Annotated in this window: 16 protein-coding genes and 4 pseudogenes; 11 read left to right on the forward strand and 9 right to left on the reverse strand. The window is 35.3% G+C overall.

Translation table 11 applies throughout. The features are described 5' to 3' along the window. Positions 1-74: 74 nt before the first annotated feature. The 5 genes and pseudogenes from ACQH3L_RS01640 to ACQH3L_RS01660 form a co-directional block, all read right to left on the reverse strand. Complete coding sequence (locus tag ACQH3L_RS01640) at positions 75-1,100, reverse strand: group II intron maturase-specific domain-containing protein (protein ID WP_425384907.1); 1,026 nt, start codon at positions 1,098-1,100, stop codon at positions 75-77. Then, the gene (locus ACQH3L_RS01645) at positions 1,046-1,822 is read right to left on the reverse strand and encodes a reverse transcriptase N-terminal domain-containing protein (RefSeq protein ID WP_425384908.1); all 777 of its coding nucleotides are present in this window, start codon (positions 1,820-1,822) and stop codon (positions 1,046-1,048) included. Before ACQH3L_RS01645 ends, ACQH3L_RS01640 begins: the two co-directional genes overlap by 55 nt. A 450-nt stretch (positions 1,823-2,272) precedes the next feature. Beyond that, positions 2,273-2,575: pseudogene (locus tag ACQH3L_RS01650) on the reverse strand (PD-(D/E)XK nuclease family transposase); the annotation flags it as partial. 52 nt (positions 2,576-2,627) lie between these two features. Then, positions 2,628-4,008: pseudogene (locus tag ACQH3L_RS01655) on the reverse strand (IS4 family transposase). Between the two features lie 54 nt (positions 4,009-4,062). After that, a pseudogene (locus ACQH3L_RS01660) lies at positions 4,063-4,633 on the reverse strand (DUF6444 domain-containing protein); the annotation flags it as partial. A gap of 466 nt (positions 4,634-5,099) precedes the next feature. Here ACQH3L_RS01660 and ACQH3L_RS01665 point away from each other — a divergent pair. The 8 genes from ACQH3L_RS01665 to ACQH3L_RS01700 all read left to right on the forward strand — a co-directional run bounded on the left by ACQH3L_RS01665 (position 5,100) and on the right by ACQH3L_RS01700 (position 13,449). Beyond that, on the forward strand, positions 5,100-5,741 hold the full coding sequence (locus tag ACQH3L_RS01665; protein WP_010962336.1) for a protocatechuate 3,4-dioxygenase: 642 nt from the start codon (positions 5,100-5,102) through the stop codon (positions 5,739-5,741). 96 nt (positions 5,742-5,837) lie between these two features. Further along, the gene (locus tag ACQH3L_RS01670) at positions 5,838-7,340 is read left to right on the forward strand and encodes a leucyl aminopeptidase (RefSeq protein WP_425384909.1); all 1,503 of its coding nucleotides are present in this window, start codon (positions 5,838-5,840) and stop codon (positions 7,338-7,340) included. A 294-nt stretch (positions 7,341-7,634) separates the two neighbouring features. Further along, positions 7,635-8,822, forward strand: coding sequence for an MFS transporter (locus tag ACQH3L_RS01675; RefSeq protein ID WP_425384910.1), 1,188 nt, complete (start codon positions 7,635-7,637; stop codon positions 8,820-8,822). 60 nt (positions 8,823-8,882) lie between these two features. Then, the gene (locus ACQH3L_RS01680) at positions 8,883-9,188 is read left to right on the forward strand and encodes an integration host factor subunit alpha (protein ID WP_006279881.1); all 306 of its coding nucleotides are present in this window, start codon (positions 8,883-8,885) and stop codon (positions 9,186-9,188) included. Beyond that, positions 9,188-9,514: a MerR family transcriptional regulator gene (locus tag ACQH3L_RS01685; protein ID WP_006279880.1), complete on the forward strand. Its 327-nt coding sequence runs from the start codon at positions 9,188-9,190 to the stop codon at positions 9,512-9,514. The genes ACQH3L_RS01680 and ACQH3L_RS01685 overlap by 1 nt, the downstream gene beginning before the upstream one ends. Before the next feature lie 45 nt (positions 9,515-9,559). Continuing rightward, a complete protein-coding gene (locus ACQH3L_RS01690) occupies positions 9,560-10,156 on the forward strand; it encodes a murein hydrolase activator EnvC family protein (RefSeq protein ID WP_006279879.1) in 597 nt (198 codons plus the stop codon). Between the two features lie 12 nt (positions 10,157-10,168). Further along, positions 10,169-12,685, forward strand: coding sequence for a leucine--tRNA ligase (gene leuS / locus ACQH3L_RS01695; protein WP_010962340.1), 2,517 nt, complete (start codon positions 10,169-10,171; stop codon positions 12,683-12,685). A gap of 128 nt (positions 12,686-12,813) precedes the next feature. Then, positions 12,814-13,449 (forward strand): hypothetical protein, encoded by a 636-nt coding sequence (locus ACQH3L_RS01700; RefSeq protein WP_425384911.1) that lies wholly within the window; start codon positions 12,814-12,816, stop codon positions 13,447-13,449. Positions 13,450-13,878: 429 nt separating this feature from the next. Here the strand turns inward: ACQH3L_RS01700 and ACQH3L_RS01705 are convergent. Beyond that, a pseudogene (locus ACQH3L_RS01705) lies at positions 13,879-14,973 on the reverse strand (IS3 family transposase). Between the two features lie 136 nt (positions 14,974-15,109). On the opposite strand from ACQH3L_RS01705, the gene ACQH3L_RS01710 reads away from it, so the two are divergent. Further along, positions 15,110-15,817 carry a pyridoxine 5'-phosphate synthase gene (locus tag ACQH3L_RS01710; protein WP_006279877.1) on the forward strand — a complete coding sequence of 236 codons (708 nt, stop codon included), beginning with the start codon at positions 15,110-15,112 and terminating at the stop codon, positions 15,815-15,817. On the opposite strand, the gene ACQH3L_RS01715 is transcribed toward ACQH3L_RS01710, so the two are convergent. The 3 genes from ACQH3L_RS01715 to rplM form a co-directional block, all read right to left on the reverse strand. Continuing rightward, positions 15,810-16,121, reverse strand: a complete 312-nt coding sequence (locus ACQH3L_RS01715; RefSeq protein ID WP_425384912.1) for an HU family DNA-binding protein — start codon at positions 16,119-16,121, stop codon at positions 15,810-15,812. The genes ACQH3L_RS01710 and ACQH3L_RS01715 overlap by 8 nt on opposite strands. Positions 16,122-16,267: 146 nt before the next feature. Beyond that, complete coding sequence (gene rpsI, locus ACQH3L_RS01720) at positions 16,268-16,723, reverse strand: 30S ribosomal protein S9 (RefSeq protein WP_006279875.1); 456 nt, start codon at positions 16,721-16,723, stop codon at positions 16,268-16,270. A gap of 10 nt (positions 16,724-16,733) precedes the next feature. Beyond that, positions 16,734-17,192 (reverse strand): 50S ribosomal protein L13, encoded by a 459-nt coding sequence (gene rplM / locus ACQH3L_RS01725; protein ID WP_010082596.1) that lies wholly within the window; start codon positions 17,190-17,192, stop codon positions 16,734-16,736. Positions 17,193-17,321: 129 nt separating this feature from the next. On the opposite strand from rplM, the gene ACQH3L_RS01730 reads away from it, so the two are divergent. Next, the gene (locus tag ACQH3L_RS01730; RefSeq protein WP_010082597.1) at positions 17,322-18,545 is read left to right on the forward strand and encodes a TolC family protein; all 1,224 of its coding nucleotides are present in this window, start codon (positions 17,322-17,324) and stop codon (positions 18,543-18,545) included. 19 nt (positions 18,546-18,564) lie between these two features. Next, positions 18,565-19,140, forward strand: a complete 576-nt coding sequence (locus tag ACQH3L_RS01735) for a PopZ family protein (protein ID WP_010082598.1) — start codon at positions 18,565-18,567, stop codon at positions 19,138-19,140. Positions 19,141-19,207 lie beyond the last annotated feature (67 nt).

Genomic DNA, 19,207 nt, shown 5'->3' on the forward strand with positions numbered 1-19,207 from the left:
CCCCTCCTCACTCGACTTCAAAACCGTACGTGAGACTTTGCGCCTCATACGGCTTCTCTCTAATTTGGTGCTTGTCATGCACACCTCCTGTGTAATTCATCGTGACAATGCCCATGTAACAAAGATAAATTTTTGATCATATTGTTTCGTCTATTCCGGTCTTTATGATGTATTTCTATTATATCATCACTTTCAAACCATAGTCTACAATTACCGCATTTACTTTGTTGTAACTTCAATAGTTTTATTACTCTTAATGGCTTATCTGGTATTTCTCTAAGACGATTACCCCAATAAACCCAATCACCATCATATGGAGATCTGGTTTTTTGCACTTTGATATGTCGTTTAATAACATGATCGCTGTGTATAATAAGATGTATCTTGTTACTTGTCATAAAACGCCAGTTATCGTTATTATACTTTTTAAAGTATTTTCTTTTTATCCAGCATTTCCCTTTGTTTGGGTGCCTAAAGACTGCCCACTTCCAGAGCTTTCTATGTATAGTATTATCCAATGAGCTAAAGATTTTACATGAAACTACCGAAGAGTAATATTGACTCCATCCTCTGTTTATTGGATTGAGATTCCTTATTATTACTTCCTGTGGCGCCCCACGCATTTCTCTAAGTTTATGTTTAATAGCAAATGTATGCTGCTTTATAGAATTACGACTTGGTTTTATTAATAATGTGTAACCTTTTTTACTTTCTTTTGTTGGATATTGTCTTATTGAAAATCCAAGAAAATCAAATCCTGGTTTTGTTTCGTCAATGGTTCTTAATGTATGAGAAATTCTTGTTTTAGAGGGCTTTAATTTTAGTCCAATGGTTTCTAACCATTCTTCAACTAAAATTTTTGCTTTAAGAATAATCTCTTCGTTTTCATGTATGATGACAAAATCATCACAGTAGAAAATTACACTAATAGACTTTTGCGCGTTTTTATGCGATATCCTACCATATTTTCTTTTCATGCATTGAAAGAGTTCGTTTGTTAATGCTTTTTTGACATGTTGCTCTAATCCATGTAATGCAACACAAGCTAGCAACGGTGCCTCCTTGAATTGTACCACGTTTTGTGGATTGAAGCTTTCCATCTTCCATAACACCCGCTTCTAACCATCCTCTTATGATTTTCTTTAACGCTGGTGTGGTTTTCAAGCAGTTTATTATGGTTAATATTGTCAAAGCATCCAGAAATATCAGCATCTAATACATATGCTGTTTTCTGTTTTAGCACATTAAATATGGCTTCAATTACATCATGACATGATCTACCAGGTCTAAAACCATAAGTGTTTGGCTCAAGTTTTGCCTCCCATTCTGGTTCCAACACCATTTTTACAAGTGTTTGTTTTGCTCGACACGATATAGTTGGTATACCAAGCGGGCGATATTCCGATGGCTTACCAGGTTTTGGGATCCAGACACGTCTTGATGGCTTTGCTTTCTCTCTTATATCTAAGGAGTTTGCCAATTGCAATCTTTCTTTTTGACTAAGGTTAGCTTTTCCATCAATACCTGCAGTTTTTTTCCCTCTGTTGTCCTGAGTTACCCTTCTAACTGCGATCGTTCTTGCACTTGTTGATTTGAGTAATAATCTCTGAAGGTTGTGCATCTTTTTGATATCATTACATTTAGAGGCTTGGTAAATTCGTTTTTGTAGCTTAAATGAAGATTTCTTCAGCTTTCGCCAAGGAATTCCATTCCATTCATACCTAGCTTTTTGCTGGTCCATAACATATTCACTACTATTCACCACTTTACCTTCCAAATTAAAGTGTTTACGTCTGCATATCCCATATATTACTTTGGGCATTAGCTTCTTAAACAATCCTTCCACATAGCGGCTTGTGGTTGGCTACCTACTTATATTTAATGAATATAAGAGCTTTTATGTGGTTACTCCGTTCCATAGCTTCGTTTCACGTTAAACTTAGATTCCTACTATTTGCCGGAAGCTGGGAACATCAATAACTAAAGTCTTCAATCTTTAGTTCCCCTTTTGCTTCGTACCATTTTGGTCTATGCGTAGTTCAACCTCTTTTCGCATACTATGCTTTGACGACAATTCAAACATAGGTTCCTCTCGTAATCATATCTAACTCTGTTTGCAGGGATTCACCATGAGGTTTAGTGTTACCTGCTTTTATCTCATGCTTGCATCCCAAAGGTTGCCATCCTTTGAAATGTGAGACATACATTATCCCCGATGTCTAGGGAAGATGGAATTTAACCATCACAAAACCACGGCTTTCCGGGTCGCACTGAAGAAAAATAACCAACGATCCACTATGCTTTCTAGCTGTTCTTCCTTATTCTTAGGAAATTTAGGTAGTTCAATAAATACAAATTGAAAATCTTTTAAGTCATGCTCATAGGTTTTCTCATCTCTTATAGTGTGGCTGGATATATAATCAAGCTTATCAGGAAATAAATTACAATTAGAGATAGCAATAAAGAAAACCTTCTTTAAATCAATGTACTTACCAGATTTATCAGCTTGCCTTGAGTAAGCCTTAGCAGCATATAGTTGAGCTCGTTTCTCAAAACCTTTATCACGAGCAAACTGGTCAGGTAAGGAAGCAGTATTACTACTACTCCCTCCCTTAGAAACCTTACTATTACCCACAAATATGAGGTTCATGAGCAAGTCTCCATCCTTCTGCTAGATCAAAGAGACGTCTCCACCCTTTCCAAAGAGTAATTGATCCTGGTTTTGGGTCGCTTTTTCTTGCTAAATGACCTCCAAGTTCACGAAACGGCTTCTTTTATAGTAGGGGCTATATTTGGACATGGTTTCCTGTGTATTTTAACATATAAAACTTTCCATTCTTCCTCAGCTAATAAGGCAGTACATAGTAATGTTGGGTTAGTTCTTGCAATTGATGTAATAAAGAAAATTCTCCAAGCAATAATGCTCATGACTGTTAAATACCTCATTAATCTTTCTGCTGTTCCAAGTCTACATTCCTCAACTTTGAGACCAGATTTTAAAATCTTATGCAATATCTCTATTTTCCATCTCAAACAATACCAACTAACTTTTTCAACAGCTTCTTCAAAAGTACTGACCGGAAAAAAGCATCCACTCTAGAGGACTTGCTTCGGGAGGAGAGTTTTTTTCAACAACATGAATTGCGTGAAGTTGTAGACTCTGTCGGTTTATATTTTATGTGACCTTCTTTACATTTTATATGGCCTTCATGTGATAAATTTTCCGAATCTAATTTCTAAAAACGCTGTCCTTTTTTGCTTGTTATCTCTAGCAGGGATTTCAACTTCTACTTTTCCAGCGCAAGGGAGGCCTTGGATAAATGACCATAATTTTTGCTTGTTCCTGGTATGCATGAATTTTTTATTTACATTTCTGTTGTGGCGAGCTCTTACTAAAATTGCTGAGTTAAGATTATGTGCAAGTTCAAAAAAATCATGCATATCTGCTTCTCTGTCACATACAGTTATAGCTTCGGTTTGGGCCAGATCTATAATATTATTTGTTTTCTTTAAACTTTCTAGCCATTTCATACTTTCTTTATCCTCAATATGAACGTTGTTACGATGGCTCTTTAGTCTTTTTTCTTCTTCAGAAATGAGTTGCCTCGAGTAAATCTTTTGATCCAGTATTCCCAGCTTCCGTACTAACAGCAAGGGCTGTATGCATTACTGCTCCTTTTCCAGCAATAGTTCCCAATCCGCTTATGGCTTGAGTATGAAATATAAGTTGTATCTTGAATCACAAGAATTCTTTTATGAGCTTTTGTTCTTTCAACTGTTTTATCAATGTGTGAAGCTAGAATATCGACTTCTTTTACGTTCTCATTTTGAAAAAAAACGTTATGCTGCTTTTGCTTCTGACCAACTTCCGCATGCCTCATTAATTGAGCTTTCAGGTAAACTTATCAAACTATCAGCAATCTTTACTAATCGGTCAGTTAATCTTTTATCTCCAAGTACAGCATCTCCAAATTCATTTTTAGCCCATTCATTACTCTCGTTTGCCATTTTTATACCCTCAATATTTGCAAACTTTAATATTGTAATACTTTATTTATAAGTACATTTATATTTGTGGGTAATAGTAAGATTTGATATGCTGCCAACACTTATGTTCAAATTAAAAATGTCATTTATGATACTAGCCACTTCACGCTTTGAGTTTTTGTAAAATCCGCTGAGTGCTGCAATTATAGACTTAACCCTTGGACCAAATGTATCTGGCGTAACACCTTCTGGTAACTTGCTACTTTTTCTTTTTCTGCATCTCCAACAACGACCATGTTCCAATTACTACATAAGGCCTAATTTCCGGAAGATCAACTTTTTGGTGAACATAAGGTTTTTCGCATATTACAAGCTCTCCTCCGCATTCGCAAATATTAGGCAACTCTATTTTTACTACTTTATCCGCTTCCATTGTGGCATGAAAATTTCCTTTATGCCCAACCTGATCGCCAACATTCCTTTCGCTTTTTGGCTTGTCCTTTTTTATTTTGTATAGCTCTTTTGAGCTGGGCAGGGATGAGTTTTTTGAATTTAAACCGAGCCTTTCCTTTAATTCAGCGTTCTCTATCTTTAAAGCTTTATTTTCTGCTTTTAAGTTTTCTATCTCTGCTTTCAGTTTTTCTATTTTTTGCTGTAAATTTTTGCAAAGTTCTCAAAGGTTTACCACATTACCTCACTTTTGCTCTATGATTATCTTTATTATCTTGCTTTGTCTACCTTATTCTACCACTCCGCTGAACGGATACAATTTACTAAACAGAAAAAAAGGTAAAAGAAACCCTAGGGTAGCTAGTTATTCACTATCCATTTTTTAAGTTGGCGTTTTTTAATGTTTTAAATAGCGCGTTTCAGCTTGTGTAGGTAAAAACCTAGAAATATTGTGAAGACATAAGGTGCACATAGTGCAAAAAATTAAAAATAAGACGCCAACTACGTTGTTTTCTTGCTGTTTAATCTGCACAGATGAAGATAACTGAATACCTTCAGTTTCATGATAAGGGGGCTGGCGAAGGGTGTCAAGCAAGTTTTTTCGTTTCTATTTCCAATAAAAGTTTGTTATATGGTTATGCAAGAAGTCTATTATAAATGAAATGAATGTGAAAAATATCTTGTTAGCACTTTTAGTACAAATGATATTCAGTTTGCCGCTATTTGCAGCTGATCCTGTTTTGCTCAACTGCATTAAAACTCCGGAAATATATGACCTTGATGCAAGGCCAAAAAATTTTAGCTCTTCAAACAATTTAAGAAGGAAACCTGGTTCTCCAAATAGTGCAATAGGGGAATTAATACACATAGTGGGTAGAATTACTGATATAAACTGCTTACCAATACAAAATGCTGTAGTTTCTATATGGCACGCGAATTCACGCGGCGTGAACCATTACGATAAGAATATAGAGGATGATCTGAATTTTGCTGGATCAGGAAGGTTTGTAGTGAATAATCTTGGCTATTATAATTTTATTACGATAGCACCTGGTAAAATTGGTGATAGAGCTCCACATATCAACTTTCTAGTTCAACATCCGGATTTTCCAGAATTCACAACGCAAATGTTTTTTGCTGACCATAATTGCGATAATTGCGCTGATCCTGTTCTTGAAGATTTTGTTAGTAATGGGCTTGCAAGCCTTCTCATAACACCATTTACTTACAGTGATCAGGTCATAAAAACCTATACGTTTAACATTACCTTGGGCGGATATAATAAGTTCTCTAATAAAAGATAAAAAACCTTGCATGTAAGGGAGTCCATAGTAAACTTAAGTGTTATTGTACTTAGGATGTATATGAAAAATATCTTACTGATGTTTTTGCTATGTTTTATGTACAGTTTACAATTATTTGCAACGGAGATACCAGCAATGAAAATAACAATTTCTAAAATTTCGCCCGATTTTAAAACAATAGTAATGGGTTTATTTGAAGACAACGAAACCGTAAATGATGGCGGAGTTTTGCAAGGAAAACAGGTCATAGATAATATAAAGCAATTTAGCGATTTCAATGGAAGTTTTGGTGAATTTTTCTCTACTGCTTTGCCAGAAGAAAAAAATGTTATAGTTGTTGGACTGGGTAAGAAGGATGAATGGAATGAAAATAAAGAATTAAATATTGGTGGTAAAATATATTGTGAGCTAAGCAGATTAAAAATTAAAAAAGCAGCGGTTTTAATCGAAGGTAGTGCAGCAAATGTTGCATATGGTGCGTTTCTGCGTAGTTTTAAGTTTGATAAGTATAAAACTAAAAAGGATGAGAAAATTACAGAGGTAGAGGAGATTACCGTATTAGTAAAAGATGAACAATTAAGTAATGCTGAAAGATCATTTGAGCACTTAAGGCAAGAAGGTGAGAGTATATTCCTTGCGCGCTCTTTTATAACAGAGCCTCCTAACATTCTATATCCAGAATCCTATGCTGATCGTATAAAAAAAGAACTTACTAAGCTTGGCCTTGAAATCGAGGTGCTTGATAAAAAGCAGATGGAAGAGAAAAAAATGGTAGCCTTGCTTGGAGTTGCACAAGGAAGTAGTAAAGAACCAAAATTAGTAGTGATAAAATGGAATGGAGCTTCTAAAGAACAAAAGCCTATAGCTTTTGTTGGTAAAGGTATAACGTTTGACACTGGTGGAGTATCACTCAAACCTTCACGTGGTATGGAGTCAATGAAATATGACATGGCAGGCTCTGCTACTGTGGTTGGGGTGATGCATGCTTTAGCAGGACGAAAAGCAAAAGTAAATGCGATCGGTGTGGTCGCACTTGCAGAAAATGCAGTGGGTGGTAATGCTCAAAGACCAAGTGATGTAGTAACTTCAATGTCTGGACAAACAATAGAAGTGTTGAACACCGATGCAGAAGGAAGGCTCATACTTGCAGATGCTTTATGGTATACGCAAGATAGATTCTCACCAAAATTTATGATTGATCTTGCAACTTTAACTGGTGCTATAGTGGTTGCACTTGGAAATAACGAATATGCTGGTCTTTTTTCAAATAATGATGAATTAGCAAACCGTCTGATTGATGCAGGAAATGAAGTAAATGAGAAGTTATGGCGTTTTCCTATGAATGAAACTTATGACAAAATTATTGATTCACCGATTGCTGATGTTCAAAACATCGCTCCTGCAGGCTCTGGTGGAGATAGCATAATGGCTGCACAGTTTTTACAGCGTTTTGTGAATGAAACTTGCTGGGCACATTTAGATATCGCAGGCACTGCTTGGCACGAGAAAGGTACTGACATTTGTCCAAGAGGAGCAGTAGGTTTTGGTGTAAGGTTACTTAATAAGTTGGTTGAGAAGTACTACGAAGCCAATGATTAAAGGTCTTTATACTGGATTTATGGCTTAGCTACATGAACGTTTATTTTCGAGGCGCAGCAAATGAAAGTAGCTGATACATATTTCTTTTTTTCTGGATTCCAGTGTCAGCTACTTTCATGACACCCTGACAACCGTCATCCCGCTACTTGTTAGCGGCTGAGATACCGCGAATGAATCGCGGTATGACGTAGGGAAACCGTTTTTTGGGTTAGCTATAACAGTAGTCAGGAAACAATAGCTTAAAAAGAGACTTAGTGTTAAATTTCTAATAGATTACTTATAAAAATAAATCTTATGGAAAGCAGAGCTAAGGCTTGGTTCATTTGGCTGATTAGTAACTTGGTTGTTATATTCAGCAACATGCAGATAATTTATACCTTTATAAGTGTAAATCTCGAAAAGGAACTTGGACTTACAATCGCGCAAGTTGCACTGGCTAATTCAGCATATACTTGGACTTTCGCCATCTTACAATTTTTTAGTGGAGCAACGTTTAATGTTTTTTCCAGTAAAAAAATTTATTTTTTCTCGTTATCAACTATGATCTTGGGGTTTTTTGTCCTTATTAATAGTGACAATTTCTCCCATTTGATTTTGTCTCAAGTGTTGGTTGCAACTGGAGCATCATTTGGTTTTATTGGTGCTGCTCACACAAGTAGCATATGTTTTTCCGCTGCCCAATTTGGACTAATGTTTTCACTATTGCAGACAATTTCAAGCCTTTCTGCTTTGGTAATTCAAATACTGTTCTCTAACTTGCTTGCCGAAGATGCATATTGGAAAAATCTGATTGTATGCATAATACTATTTGGTGTGTTGATATTTGTACTTACGCTTTTTTGTCCAAACACACTTCCAGAAAGCAGCTCAGAAAAGCGCACAATAAAAAGCTCTATGAAGACAGTAATGTGCTCTATATTAACAGTGCTAAAATTAAGAGATATCTGGATAACTTCAGTGGTGGGTGCTATTACTTTTGGAACATTTTTAGCACTTAATACCTTGTGGGCTCCAAGGTTACTGGGCAACTCAGAACTCAATGCAATGGAGTCAGGTATAGCAACTGCAATACTATGGCTTGGTCTTGCAGTTGGTGCTCCAATTGCAGATCGAATCTCAAACTTATTTAAAAATAGGAAACATGTAATTTCTGCTTTTGCTTTATTGCAAGGCGTCTCAATTATTATTTTACTATACAGCCATTTAACAGTCCACGTTGTGTACTTTTGTATGTTAATGTTCGGGTTTTTTGCGGGAGGACATATGCTTAATTTTACTGTCGGCAGCGAGATTGTGAAACGAAAATACATCAGCACATCATCATCCATTATCAATGGATTTATGTTTATTGGCAGTGGAGTTATAGTGTCAATGTTAGCACTTTTTACAGATCATAAAATGGAACTTTTTGCAATATTTGCGATATTGATAGTTGCCGGTATTTTAAATTATGCAACAAAAGAGACATACTCTAAAAAATAAAGTAGCTGAATCTCGAGTCGATTGCTATATTATATTTACGTATTGTAATATTTATCAATAATGGATCACGTTACAACAAAAGACACAACAGTAACTAAGGCAACGATAGCTGGAGATATAAACCAAGAAATAGGATTATCAAAGGAAGACTCTGTTTCGATAATAGATGATATATTGGACGAAATAAAGACAAGCTTGGTAAAGGATGGAATAGTAAAAATATCGTCATTTGGAACATTCTTGGTTAAGAAAAAGAAGGAAAGACCAGGAAATATACCAAATACATCGGAGAAAGTGATGATTCAGGCAAGAAATTCAGTTTCTTTTAGGCCTTCAAAAATTATAAAAAAATCAATCAATAATTAATGAACAAGGAAAAATTATTTTATACGATTGGGGAAGTAGCTGAAGAGCTACATTTGGAACAGCATGTTTTGAGATTTTGGGAAGGTCAATTTCATCAAATTAAGCCTACAAAGCGTAAAGGAAGAAGGCTATATGATCGCAAGTGTATAGAGGCCATAAAGAAAGTAAAATACATGCTATATGATAAAGGATATACAATAAAAGGAGTGCAAAAAGAATTTGGTAATGATATAAAAGTCACAAAGAATTTGTTGCAAGAACTCACCGATTTGAGGGACTATTTAACTAGTAAAATAAATAACGAGGAAAGTAACAAGCAGGCGTGAAACACTACGTCTCGCTAAAATTTTGGAGTTTTGTGAGAGTTTAAAATGTGGCATATAGCCTCATTTCTTATGTTATTAGCAATATTAATAGGCTGTGGCCTGCAAAAACCTGCACCTGTGCTGCTTAAAGGCGAAGAATTTTACGGAAAAAGAGATCTGGAATATACAAGAGAGTACCATTTAATTAGGGAGCCTTCAGTGCAAAAAGAAAGTAGAAAAGCCATCATAAATAGGATATACAAAGATAACAATAATACACAAAATGTGGGGGTAAATTGTAAATTTGTAATGCCAGTTAAAGGTTCAGCTACCTCTTCTGATGAAATGTGTAAGGATGGCATAAAAATTGCTGCTCAAAATGGAACGAACGTAGTTTCCTCTGCACCAGGCAAAGTGATATATGTAGGCAAAGGGCTGAGATGGTATGGGAATTTAATTATAGTGGAACACAAAGATAATTACATGACTGTGTACTCCTATTTAAAAAACATACATGTTGAAATTGGCGATAAAGTAAAGCAAGGTCAAGTAATTGGATCTGCAGGTAAATCAAGCACACAAGATAAAGATCCACAGATGTGTTTCACAATACGACATAATGGCCAAGCGGTTGATCCTTTGATGCATATGAACTGTAATTGAATTTGGATTTATATGAAATATGATTTTAAAAGTGTTGAAAAATTTTATCAAGATAAATGGGATTTTTCTGTAAGCAAGAGTGGTAAACAAGAAAAGTGTTACGTGTTGGAAATGTTTCCATATCCATCTGGTAAAATTCATATGGGACACTTACGTAACTATGCAATAGGGGATGTGATAGCGCGTTACAAGAGAGCTAATGGATTTGAGGTTTTGCATCCAATTGGCTGGGATGCGTTTGGATTACCAGCTGAGAATGCAGCAAGGGATAACAATATTAGCCCCGAAACATGGACAAAAGAGAATATAGATAATATGCGTACACAGTTGAAATCTATAGGTCTTTCTTATAATTGGGAGCGTGAACTCTCCACATGTGAACCTGACTATTATAAACACGAACAAAAATTTTTCCTGGATTTTTTAAAGCATGGGCTTGCCTATCGAAAAGAGTCATGGGTTAACTGGGATCCAGTGGACCAAACAGTGCTTGCAAATGAACAGGTGGTTGATGGAAAAGGATGGCGATCAGGTGCAGTTGTTGAAAAACGTAAGTTGTCCCAATGGTTTTTAAAGATTACTGATTTCGCTGAAGATTTACTCAAGTGCCTGCAAAGTTTGAAAAATTGGCCAGAAAAAGTCAAAACAATGCAGGAGCGTTGGATAGGAAAATCTGAAGGAGCAACTATAGAGTTTGAAGTAGTTGGCCTGAATAAGAAATTAAAAGTTTTTACAACTTATCCTCATACTTTGTTTGGGGCTTCTTTTTGTGCAGTGGCAGCAGAGCATCCTATTGTGCAGGATTTAAAGAATGGTTCTTCTGTTGTCATCCCAGTGCTTGACACTGGGATCCAGGAAATAAAATCAAAAAGAGAGAACGATGAAAAAATAGGAGTTTACACCGGATTAAACGTCAAACATCCATTTCTTGATAAGGAATTGCCGCTTTACATAGCGAATTTTGTGTTGATGGAATATGGGGAAGGCGCGATTTTTGGTTGCCCTGCACATGATCAGCGTGACTTTGAATTTGCACAGAAATATAATTTGCCGATAATTCCCGTTATTTCTTCAGCCCACTTAGGTGTCATTCCAGCGCGTGACCAGAATTCTTACAATGGATCCCAGTGTCAAGCTACTCAGATGACAAAGGAGGCGTATACTGGAGACGGGACAATGTTTAACTCCGAATTCTTAAACGGGTTAATGGTTAGTGAAGCAAAGGAAGCCATAGTTAAAAAATTTGAAGAAAAAAAAATAGGCAAAAAAACAATAAACTATCGTTTGCACGATTGGGGAGTTTCAAGGCAGCGTTATTGGGGATGCCCTATACCTATCATATATTGCAAAGATTGCGGAACTGTTCCAGTGCCAGAAAAAGACCTTCCTGTAGTTCTACCAATAGATGTAGAATTTACAAGTGGTGGCAATCCGCTGGATAAGCACCCAACTTGGAAATTTGTTGATTGTCCAAAGTGCGGAAAGCAAGCAGAGCGTGAAACTGATACATTCGACACCTTTTTTGAATCTTCCTGGTATTTTGCTGCATTCTGTAGTGAAGATAAATCAATAGACAAAGATGCATGTAATCGTTTTATGCCTGTTGATTATTATATAGGTGGGATAGAACATGCAATTCTGCATTTGCTTTATTCAAGATTTTTCTGCCGTGCTTTAACCAAATGTGGCTATTTTGATATTAAAGAGCCTTTCTCTACTTTAATCACTCAAGGAATGGTCTGCCATGCAACTTATAAAGACGAAAATGGTAAGTGGCTATTTCCCGCAGAAGCAAAAGAATTAATAGCGCGAGGTGCAAAAGTTCAAGTGGGCAAAGTTGAAAAAATGAGCAAATCGAAAAAGAATACAGTTGACCCAAACTTTATCATAGAAAAGTATGGTGCTGATACTGCTCGCTTGTTTGTGTTGTCCGACACTCCTCCGGAGAAAGATATGGAATGGTCCGATGATGGCGTGGAAGGTTGTTCTCGTTATGTAAATAAATTGTGGCGTATGGTCATGCAGCTAAGACCTGTAAATATACACTATGATAATGAAAATGTTACGGGTGGACTTCTAGAGTACAGAAAAAAAATTCATAAACTCTTACACGGACTTACAGATGACTTGGAAAACTGCAGATTAAACTGTGTAGTGGCAAAATTTCGTGAGATGACGAATTTAATAGCTGAAATAGACGTAAAAACTGGAAAATCTCTTATTGATGAAGGTATATGTATATTAATCAGAGTAATCGAACCATTCATACCACATCTAGCTGAAAGCCTATGGCAAGAAATAGGAGGTCAACCTTGGCCAAAAGCTGATGAATCATTATTAGTTGACGATACGGTAACTATAGCAGTGCAAATCAATGGAAAATTACGTACAACAATCAAGGTGGCAATTAACTTACCTCAAGAAGAATTGAAGAAAATAGCGATAGACTCTGTGTCCAGTAAGATCGATCAAAGCAAAGTTCGCACTGTATATGCTGTACCAAATAAGATAGTAAATATAGTTATATAAAAGACCTGAGTAGTACGTTTTATATAATCTGATTTTATGGCTATACTTTTTTTGACATGTAGTTATATCTTTTTTAATATAAAGGATATATACTTATGCATTATATATTTTTTTGTATGAGGAGTTATATGAAAATAAAGAGATTGTGCGTTTTGGCTGTGTTGCTTACTTCATCTCTAGCAGGTGCAGCTAGTAATAGTGGAAGTAAGTCAGAAGATAAGTACTATGCAGGTTTAAACTTTGGTGCTGGTTGGGGTGGTGGCTTTAAAATGAAACCTGGTGTTGTTCTTGGTTACCATTATGACCAAAACTCTAAATTTGAACTTGAGGTTCTCAGTAATATTAAGTCATTAAAGAGCATAGGAGCTAGCTTATTGGCAAACTACCGCTTCTATCCTGACCTTGATATTGGTCCCGTTAAACTATATGTCAGCGGAGGTTTAGGAGGATATCTCCAAATAACACCTTTTGGCTTTGGTGTTAGTGATACAGTTGATGGTGATGGCAATAGTTCACAAGAAGAAAAAGAAAAGGAAGAAGAAACACAAGGTGCTCCAGAATCAGGTGGTGAAGCTGCTGGTTCATCTGTAGTAGATAAAATACTGAGTTCTATTTCCTATAAACTAAAGTTAGGTGTTGATTATGAAATTACTCCGCAGATAATTGGTGCAGTTGGTATGACCATGGGTGGGCAACTAAGTGGTATAAAAGCAAAACAAATACCAGATGCAACTCTAGAGATAGGGGTACGTTATAATTTTTAATGCTGCTACTTAGTTCATAAAGGTAGAGACGATGTTGAGGATGAAATAAACAGCATTAAAAAAAATCCGAAAACGTATTTTCGAATATGGTTTTGAACGCTAGCTATAGATTAGAAAAATAACAAGAAAAAGGGTAAACATACTGTAATTGCTGTTGAATGATGGAGTCCATTATTTTAGCACGAAGTAACGAATTCAGTAGAATAAGTTCTTCAAAAATAATTTAAACTTTTATTAGTAGGAGCAGTCTCATGGAATATTATAGCGATCTCACTAAAAGAAACTTTTATAAGTATCGTTGATGAGAAAGGAAAAATTGTTAAGGAAGAAGTTGTTGCAAGAGAAAGTAAGGCAATAGCTGAATTTTTTCTTGGTCAAGGCAAAAATGACCTTACCCAGAAAAAGTGGAGAGAAAGTGTGGAATGTTTTTTACAAAAAGAATGATGCATCAAATTGTTCTGGAATGCAATAGTTAATAGTGACGTTGTTTGTTATAAAAAATTTCTATGTATTCAAATATTGCAGTTCTAGTTTGTTGAGCAGAGTGTTGTGAAGTATCAATAAGTATTTCTCTTTTCAATGAGCTAAAGAAGCTTTCTGCAACAGAATTGTCGTAACAACAGCCTTTATTACTCATCTATATTCTTTACAGCTAAGAGATATTGATACCCTTGCGCAGTATATTGTGAACCTTGGTCACTGTGCAGCAGTAGATTTTTAACAGGTTTACGCCTATTAATGGCCATTAATAAAGAGTTCATAACCAATTGTTTATTTATTGAACTGCTCATTAACTACCATGCGTGAATATAGATCGATTATTGTTGCCAAATATAGCCATCCTTCTTTGGTTTTTATATAAGTAATCCCATACTTTATTTGGTTGATCGACAATAAAGTTTTGGTCTAATATATTGGGAGCTACTGTCCGTTTGTTGTTTCTTAATTTTAAATTTTCTTCTCAATATAGCCTGAATACCATTTTTCTGCATAATACTTTGCACTGTTTTTAAGTTGCAACTTTTACCCAAAGCCTTCAATTCAGCATGAATTTTAGGAGCTCCATATCTACATTTAGAAGCTTGATATATTTTTTGAATATCTGCTAATAACTCTTTATTTGCTGATTCTCTACTGCTTATTTTCCTTGTAGTCCACTTATAGTAGCCACTAGCAGAAAACCCTACATAATTCCTGCACTTTATAGTGTTTACTATGCTCTTTTATGAAAAAATATTTTACTCTTTTTGACTGGCCAGGGCTTTTTTTTAAATGTCTCTTTCCCTTGTTACTCTTGCTTTGTAAATCAAACCTCTCTTTGTCGTAAGGAGCCATGTTACCTCTACCTGGAAATGCATCTGCTGCCGACTTTTTTTCGTTGTGTTTCTTTATCCATTTTCCTAATAAACCACCCTTTATTCCTAAATCCTTTGCTGTTTTTGTAATTGTTTGACCTACCTTTCTTTGTTCATTTGCCAGCTTAACAGCTTCCAATTTGAACTCTGCCGTATATTCTCTTGCCATTTCTAATCCTCCAAAATTTTATTTTACCCAAAAAAACTCTTTTCTTTCTCTCCACTTTTTCTGGATAAGGTCAAACAATGACTATGCAAAAAACCTAATAACATGTATAATCTATAAATAATTTCTGAGGTAGATTGTGAAACTAGGTGTTAATATCGATCACGTTGCAACCCTCCGCAACGCACGTGGAACTTCTTATCCAGATCCATTGAAAGCAGCAGAAATAGCCATTGACGCTGGAGCAGACTTTATTACTGTACACTTACGAGAAGATAGAAGGCATATTAGAGATGAAGACGTATTTAACCTAAAAAAAAGCATTAGCACTGAGCTAAATCTTGAAATTGCAGCCACGGAAGAAATGCTTGAAATAGCAAAAAAGGTAAAACCCTATTCGATTAGTATAGTACCAGAAAAAAGAGAAGAATTAACAACCGAAGGTGGCCTGGATATCGTGAATATGCACAGTAAACTTTCTAGTATAATAGAGGAAATGCATAGCTCTAGCATAAAAGTCTCACTGTTTATCGATCCAAATATTGATCAACTAAAATATCTTGAAAAGCTAGGGACAAAACCTGACATAATAGAAATTCACACAGGGGATTACTGTGATAATCCATCAGAAAAAAAGTTACAGTTAATTACTAATGCTGCAGAGTACGTCAATAAATTAGGAATAGAATGCCACGCAGGACATGGCATAACTTATAAACACGCTAAGAAGATGACAAGAATACCTCACATCTCAGCTCTTAACATAGGCCACTATTTAATTAGCGAAGCTGTATTTTACGGCTTACACAGCGTAGTAAAAACAATGAAAATGACAATGTCTAACTAAATGCTGCTTTTTCCTTCTCATTTAAAATACTTAAAAGAGTTTGGCTTGCTTTAAATTTTACCCTTGTCTTTTTAGGAACAGTCATGATCTGACCACTTTGGGGGTTACGACATTGTTTTTCCTGACTGATAGCAGTAGAAAATGTTCCTATTCCATGCAAACGTATTTCACCTTTCCCATGCAGCTCATTCTTTATTATTTTAATAAACGCATCATGAATCTTGCTCAAATCAGATTTTGTTATATCTATATTCTGACTAGAACAATCTTCCTTTAATTGTTTTATTATATCTTCTTTACTCATAAATTACCTTAATATTGAAAAAATCACATAAATAGCATATTATGTTGACACCGATAGTCAACTAAATTCATCACAAAAATAGAGGATATCATACATTTTTGCAAATATTTGTATAATACTTACAAAAAAACACCCCTATAAAATAACTATCTCTTAGAAAATTGACACTTTTTCCGAGCTTTATGTTGACCATATTTCTTACGTTCAACAACACGTGAATCTCTAGTTAAGAACTCACCATTACGTAGTATAGAATGCAAATCTTGGCTTACACTACTTAAAGCTCTGCTTATTCCATGAGCTAGAGCACCTGCTTGACCAGATAGCCCTCCACCTTTTACAGTTGCAAATACATCGTATTTATCCAATGTGGAAGTTGCAACAAATGGCATTTTTACTATTTGGCACACTGACTCTCTTTTAAAATAAGAAATTAGATCGCCTTTTTTGTTAACACTAAATTTTCCACTCCCCGGCTTTATCCATACTCTTGCTACAGATTCTTTTCTTCGGCCTGTAGCATATAAACGACCAAGCGAATCAACTGCTGATTTAATTGTCTTTTCTGACCAATCATTGTTATTTATTGTAGAACTCTTCATTTTTACTCCATTACTTTTTATTTTTACGATTCAAAGAGGCAAAATCTATCTTTTCAGGTTGCTGTCCTTGATGCTTATGCTCTGAACCAGAATAAACATACAAATTTTCAAAGCGTCTACGTGCCATAGGCCCATCATCAAGCATCCTTTTCACTGCCATTTCTATTACACGCTCAGGAAATTTGCCATTTAAAATATTATCTGGAGTAGTTTTCTTCAAACCACCAGAATAACCTGTATGCTTATAGTAAATTTTATCTTTAAGCTTCTTTCCGGTGAAATGCACCTTTTCTGCGTTGATAATAATTACATTATCGCCACAATCCATATGAGGTGTATACTCAGGTTTATGCTTTCCACGTAATAGTGTCGCTACAAATGCTGCAAGCCTCCCTACCACTAATCCTTCTGCATCTATGACAAACCACTTTTTATTGATTTGTTTCTCCTTTAAGAAAAAAGTCTTCATTATTTGATCCAACAATAGTAAGCTATGATATACTTAATTTCTCAATAGTGTCAACAATATTAGTTATTGATTATTAAAGTAATTTATGTTAGTAATTGAGCTGCGCAACCAATATGCATAGGAATTAGAATGTTTCGATTGATTATCACACTTGCGATCATTTTTAATACTATAAGTTGCTATGCAACCGATGTGGGAGAAGTGATAAGCAAAGCCATCAAAAATAGCTCAAAAATAAAGTCTCAATTTTACCAATATAAAAGCGCAGAAAAACACTATAAATCTTCTGGGTTAGCTGGATTTTTACCTGACATTAATTTGCAATACAATTTCGATAGTAACTTTAATCTTGATACATCTGAAAAAAAACTTACATTGCGCCAGAAATTAATCGATGGCGGTGGTACCTTTGCCACATTCAGTCGATCAAGCCATCTTCTCAAAGCAGAAAAGATGCGATTTCAGCAATTAAAACAAGAGCTTGCACTTAATGCTGTGAAAGCATATGTTAATGTTTTACAAAAGACAGAAATATTAAAGCTCAGAGAACATAAAGAACGCGTTTCTTTGGAACATTTGTCAGCTATGAAAAAACGCTTTTCCCTTGGAGAGGTAACCAATGCTGAAGTTTTGTTAGCAAAAGCAAAATTTTCGTCTTCTATATCCGAAAGAGTTGATGCTGAAGGTAAATTAAAGTTGGTAAATATTGCTTATTATCATTTGATTGGCGAAGATGCTGATGACCTTTCTGAAGCTAATGATAAACTACCTTCTGTTCCAGAGCTAAATGAATGTTTACAGTTAGCAAAAACCAATAATTTATCTCTAAAAGCAGCAGTTTATCAAAAAAGAGCAGCCGGAATGGAAGTGATTGCTGAAAGCTCCAAGTGGCTTCCTTCTTTAAATCTAAGTGCAAGCAAAAATTTTGGGGAGGATGGTATGAAGGTAGACAAACTATTAGAAAATGTTCATGTAGTTTTTACTCTTGATGTTCCAATCTTTAAGAGAGGAGTTAATGCTTTTGGTGTCAGTAAAGCTAAAATGGATGCAAAAAAATCTACCTACGATTATTATGAAACGGTAAAAAATATAGAACAAGCAGTTGTAAATGCTTGGAATAATGTGTTGACAGCAAAGGCCATTATCAAAGCAAGTCAAGAAGCGGAAAAAGCAGCAGCTCTAGCATTGGAAGGAGTTGAGCAAGAAGTAAACTTAAATTTAAAGAGTACATCTGACCTTTTGGACACTGAAGATGCATTATTTAAAGCACGTTCAGACTTAGTTGAAGCAAAAAGCAATTATGTGATTAGTGTTTACAACTTGCTTTTTATGATAAATAGTATAAACCTCTAAATTTAATGGTATTAGCACTATGCATGATGAACAAGGTAATCAATCTGTAAAAGATATCCTAGAAGATATAAAAAAAGCTATATCGGGTAAAAACGCGAGTAACGATAAAGCAGAAATAAAGGATGAAAATGATGATGTGCTATACCTTGAGGAAGAGTATCCAGAAGAAATAGAAGAAGATGGCAAAAAAGAAAATAATGAAAAAGAGGACATTGATAATGATGACCAAAGTGAGGAAATGGCTTGCAACAATAACCAATTTAATGGCCATAGCTACAATTCAGAAGAAAAAAAAGATATTTATTTGTACGATAATATCCAAATGAGTAATAACAAAGCGAGTAATAGCGGCTTACAAGCGCAAAATAACGATCATCTAATTTTAAAAGAGAATATGGAAGAGATCAAAGCGTTGCTTGGAAAAATGCAAAACGAATTACAGCATAAACAACAAAAAAAAGCGAACCTTACTGTTGAAGAATTAGTTACATCTCTTTTAAAACCTCAGCTCTCAGAATGGCTGAATAAATATCTACATGCACTGGTAAAAGAAGTAGTTGAAAAAGAGCTTAAAGATATAATCAATAATAAGTAGGGTATTAGCAATAAAAACTAGAGTAAAGACGGCTAGAGGCAGAAAACTATCTTCAACAAGGTGGCTA

Origin of the sequence: Wolbachia endosymbiont (group A) of Sturmia bella, from assembly GCF_964030905.1 — a bacterium.
Taxonomy (GTDB): Bacteria; Pseudomonadota; Alphaproteobacteria; order Rickettsiales; family Anaplasmataceae; genus Wolbachia; species Wolbachia pipientis.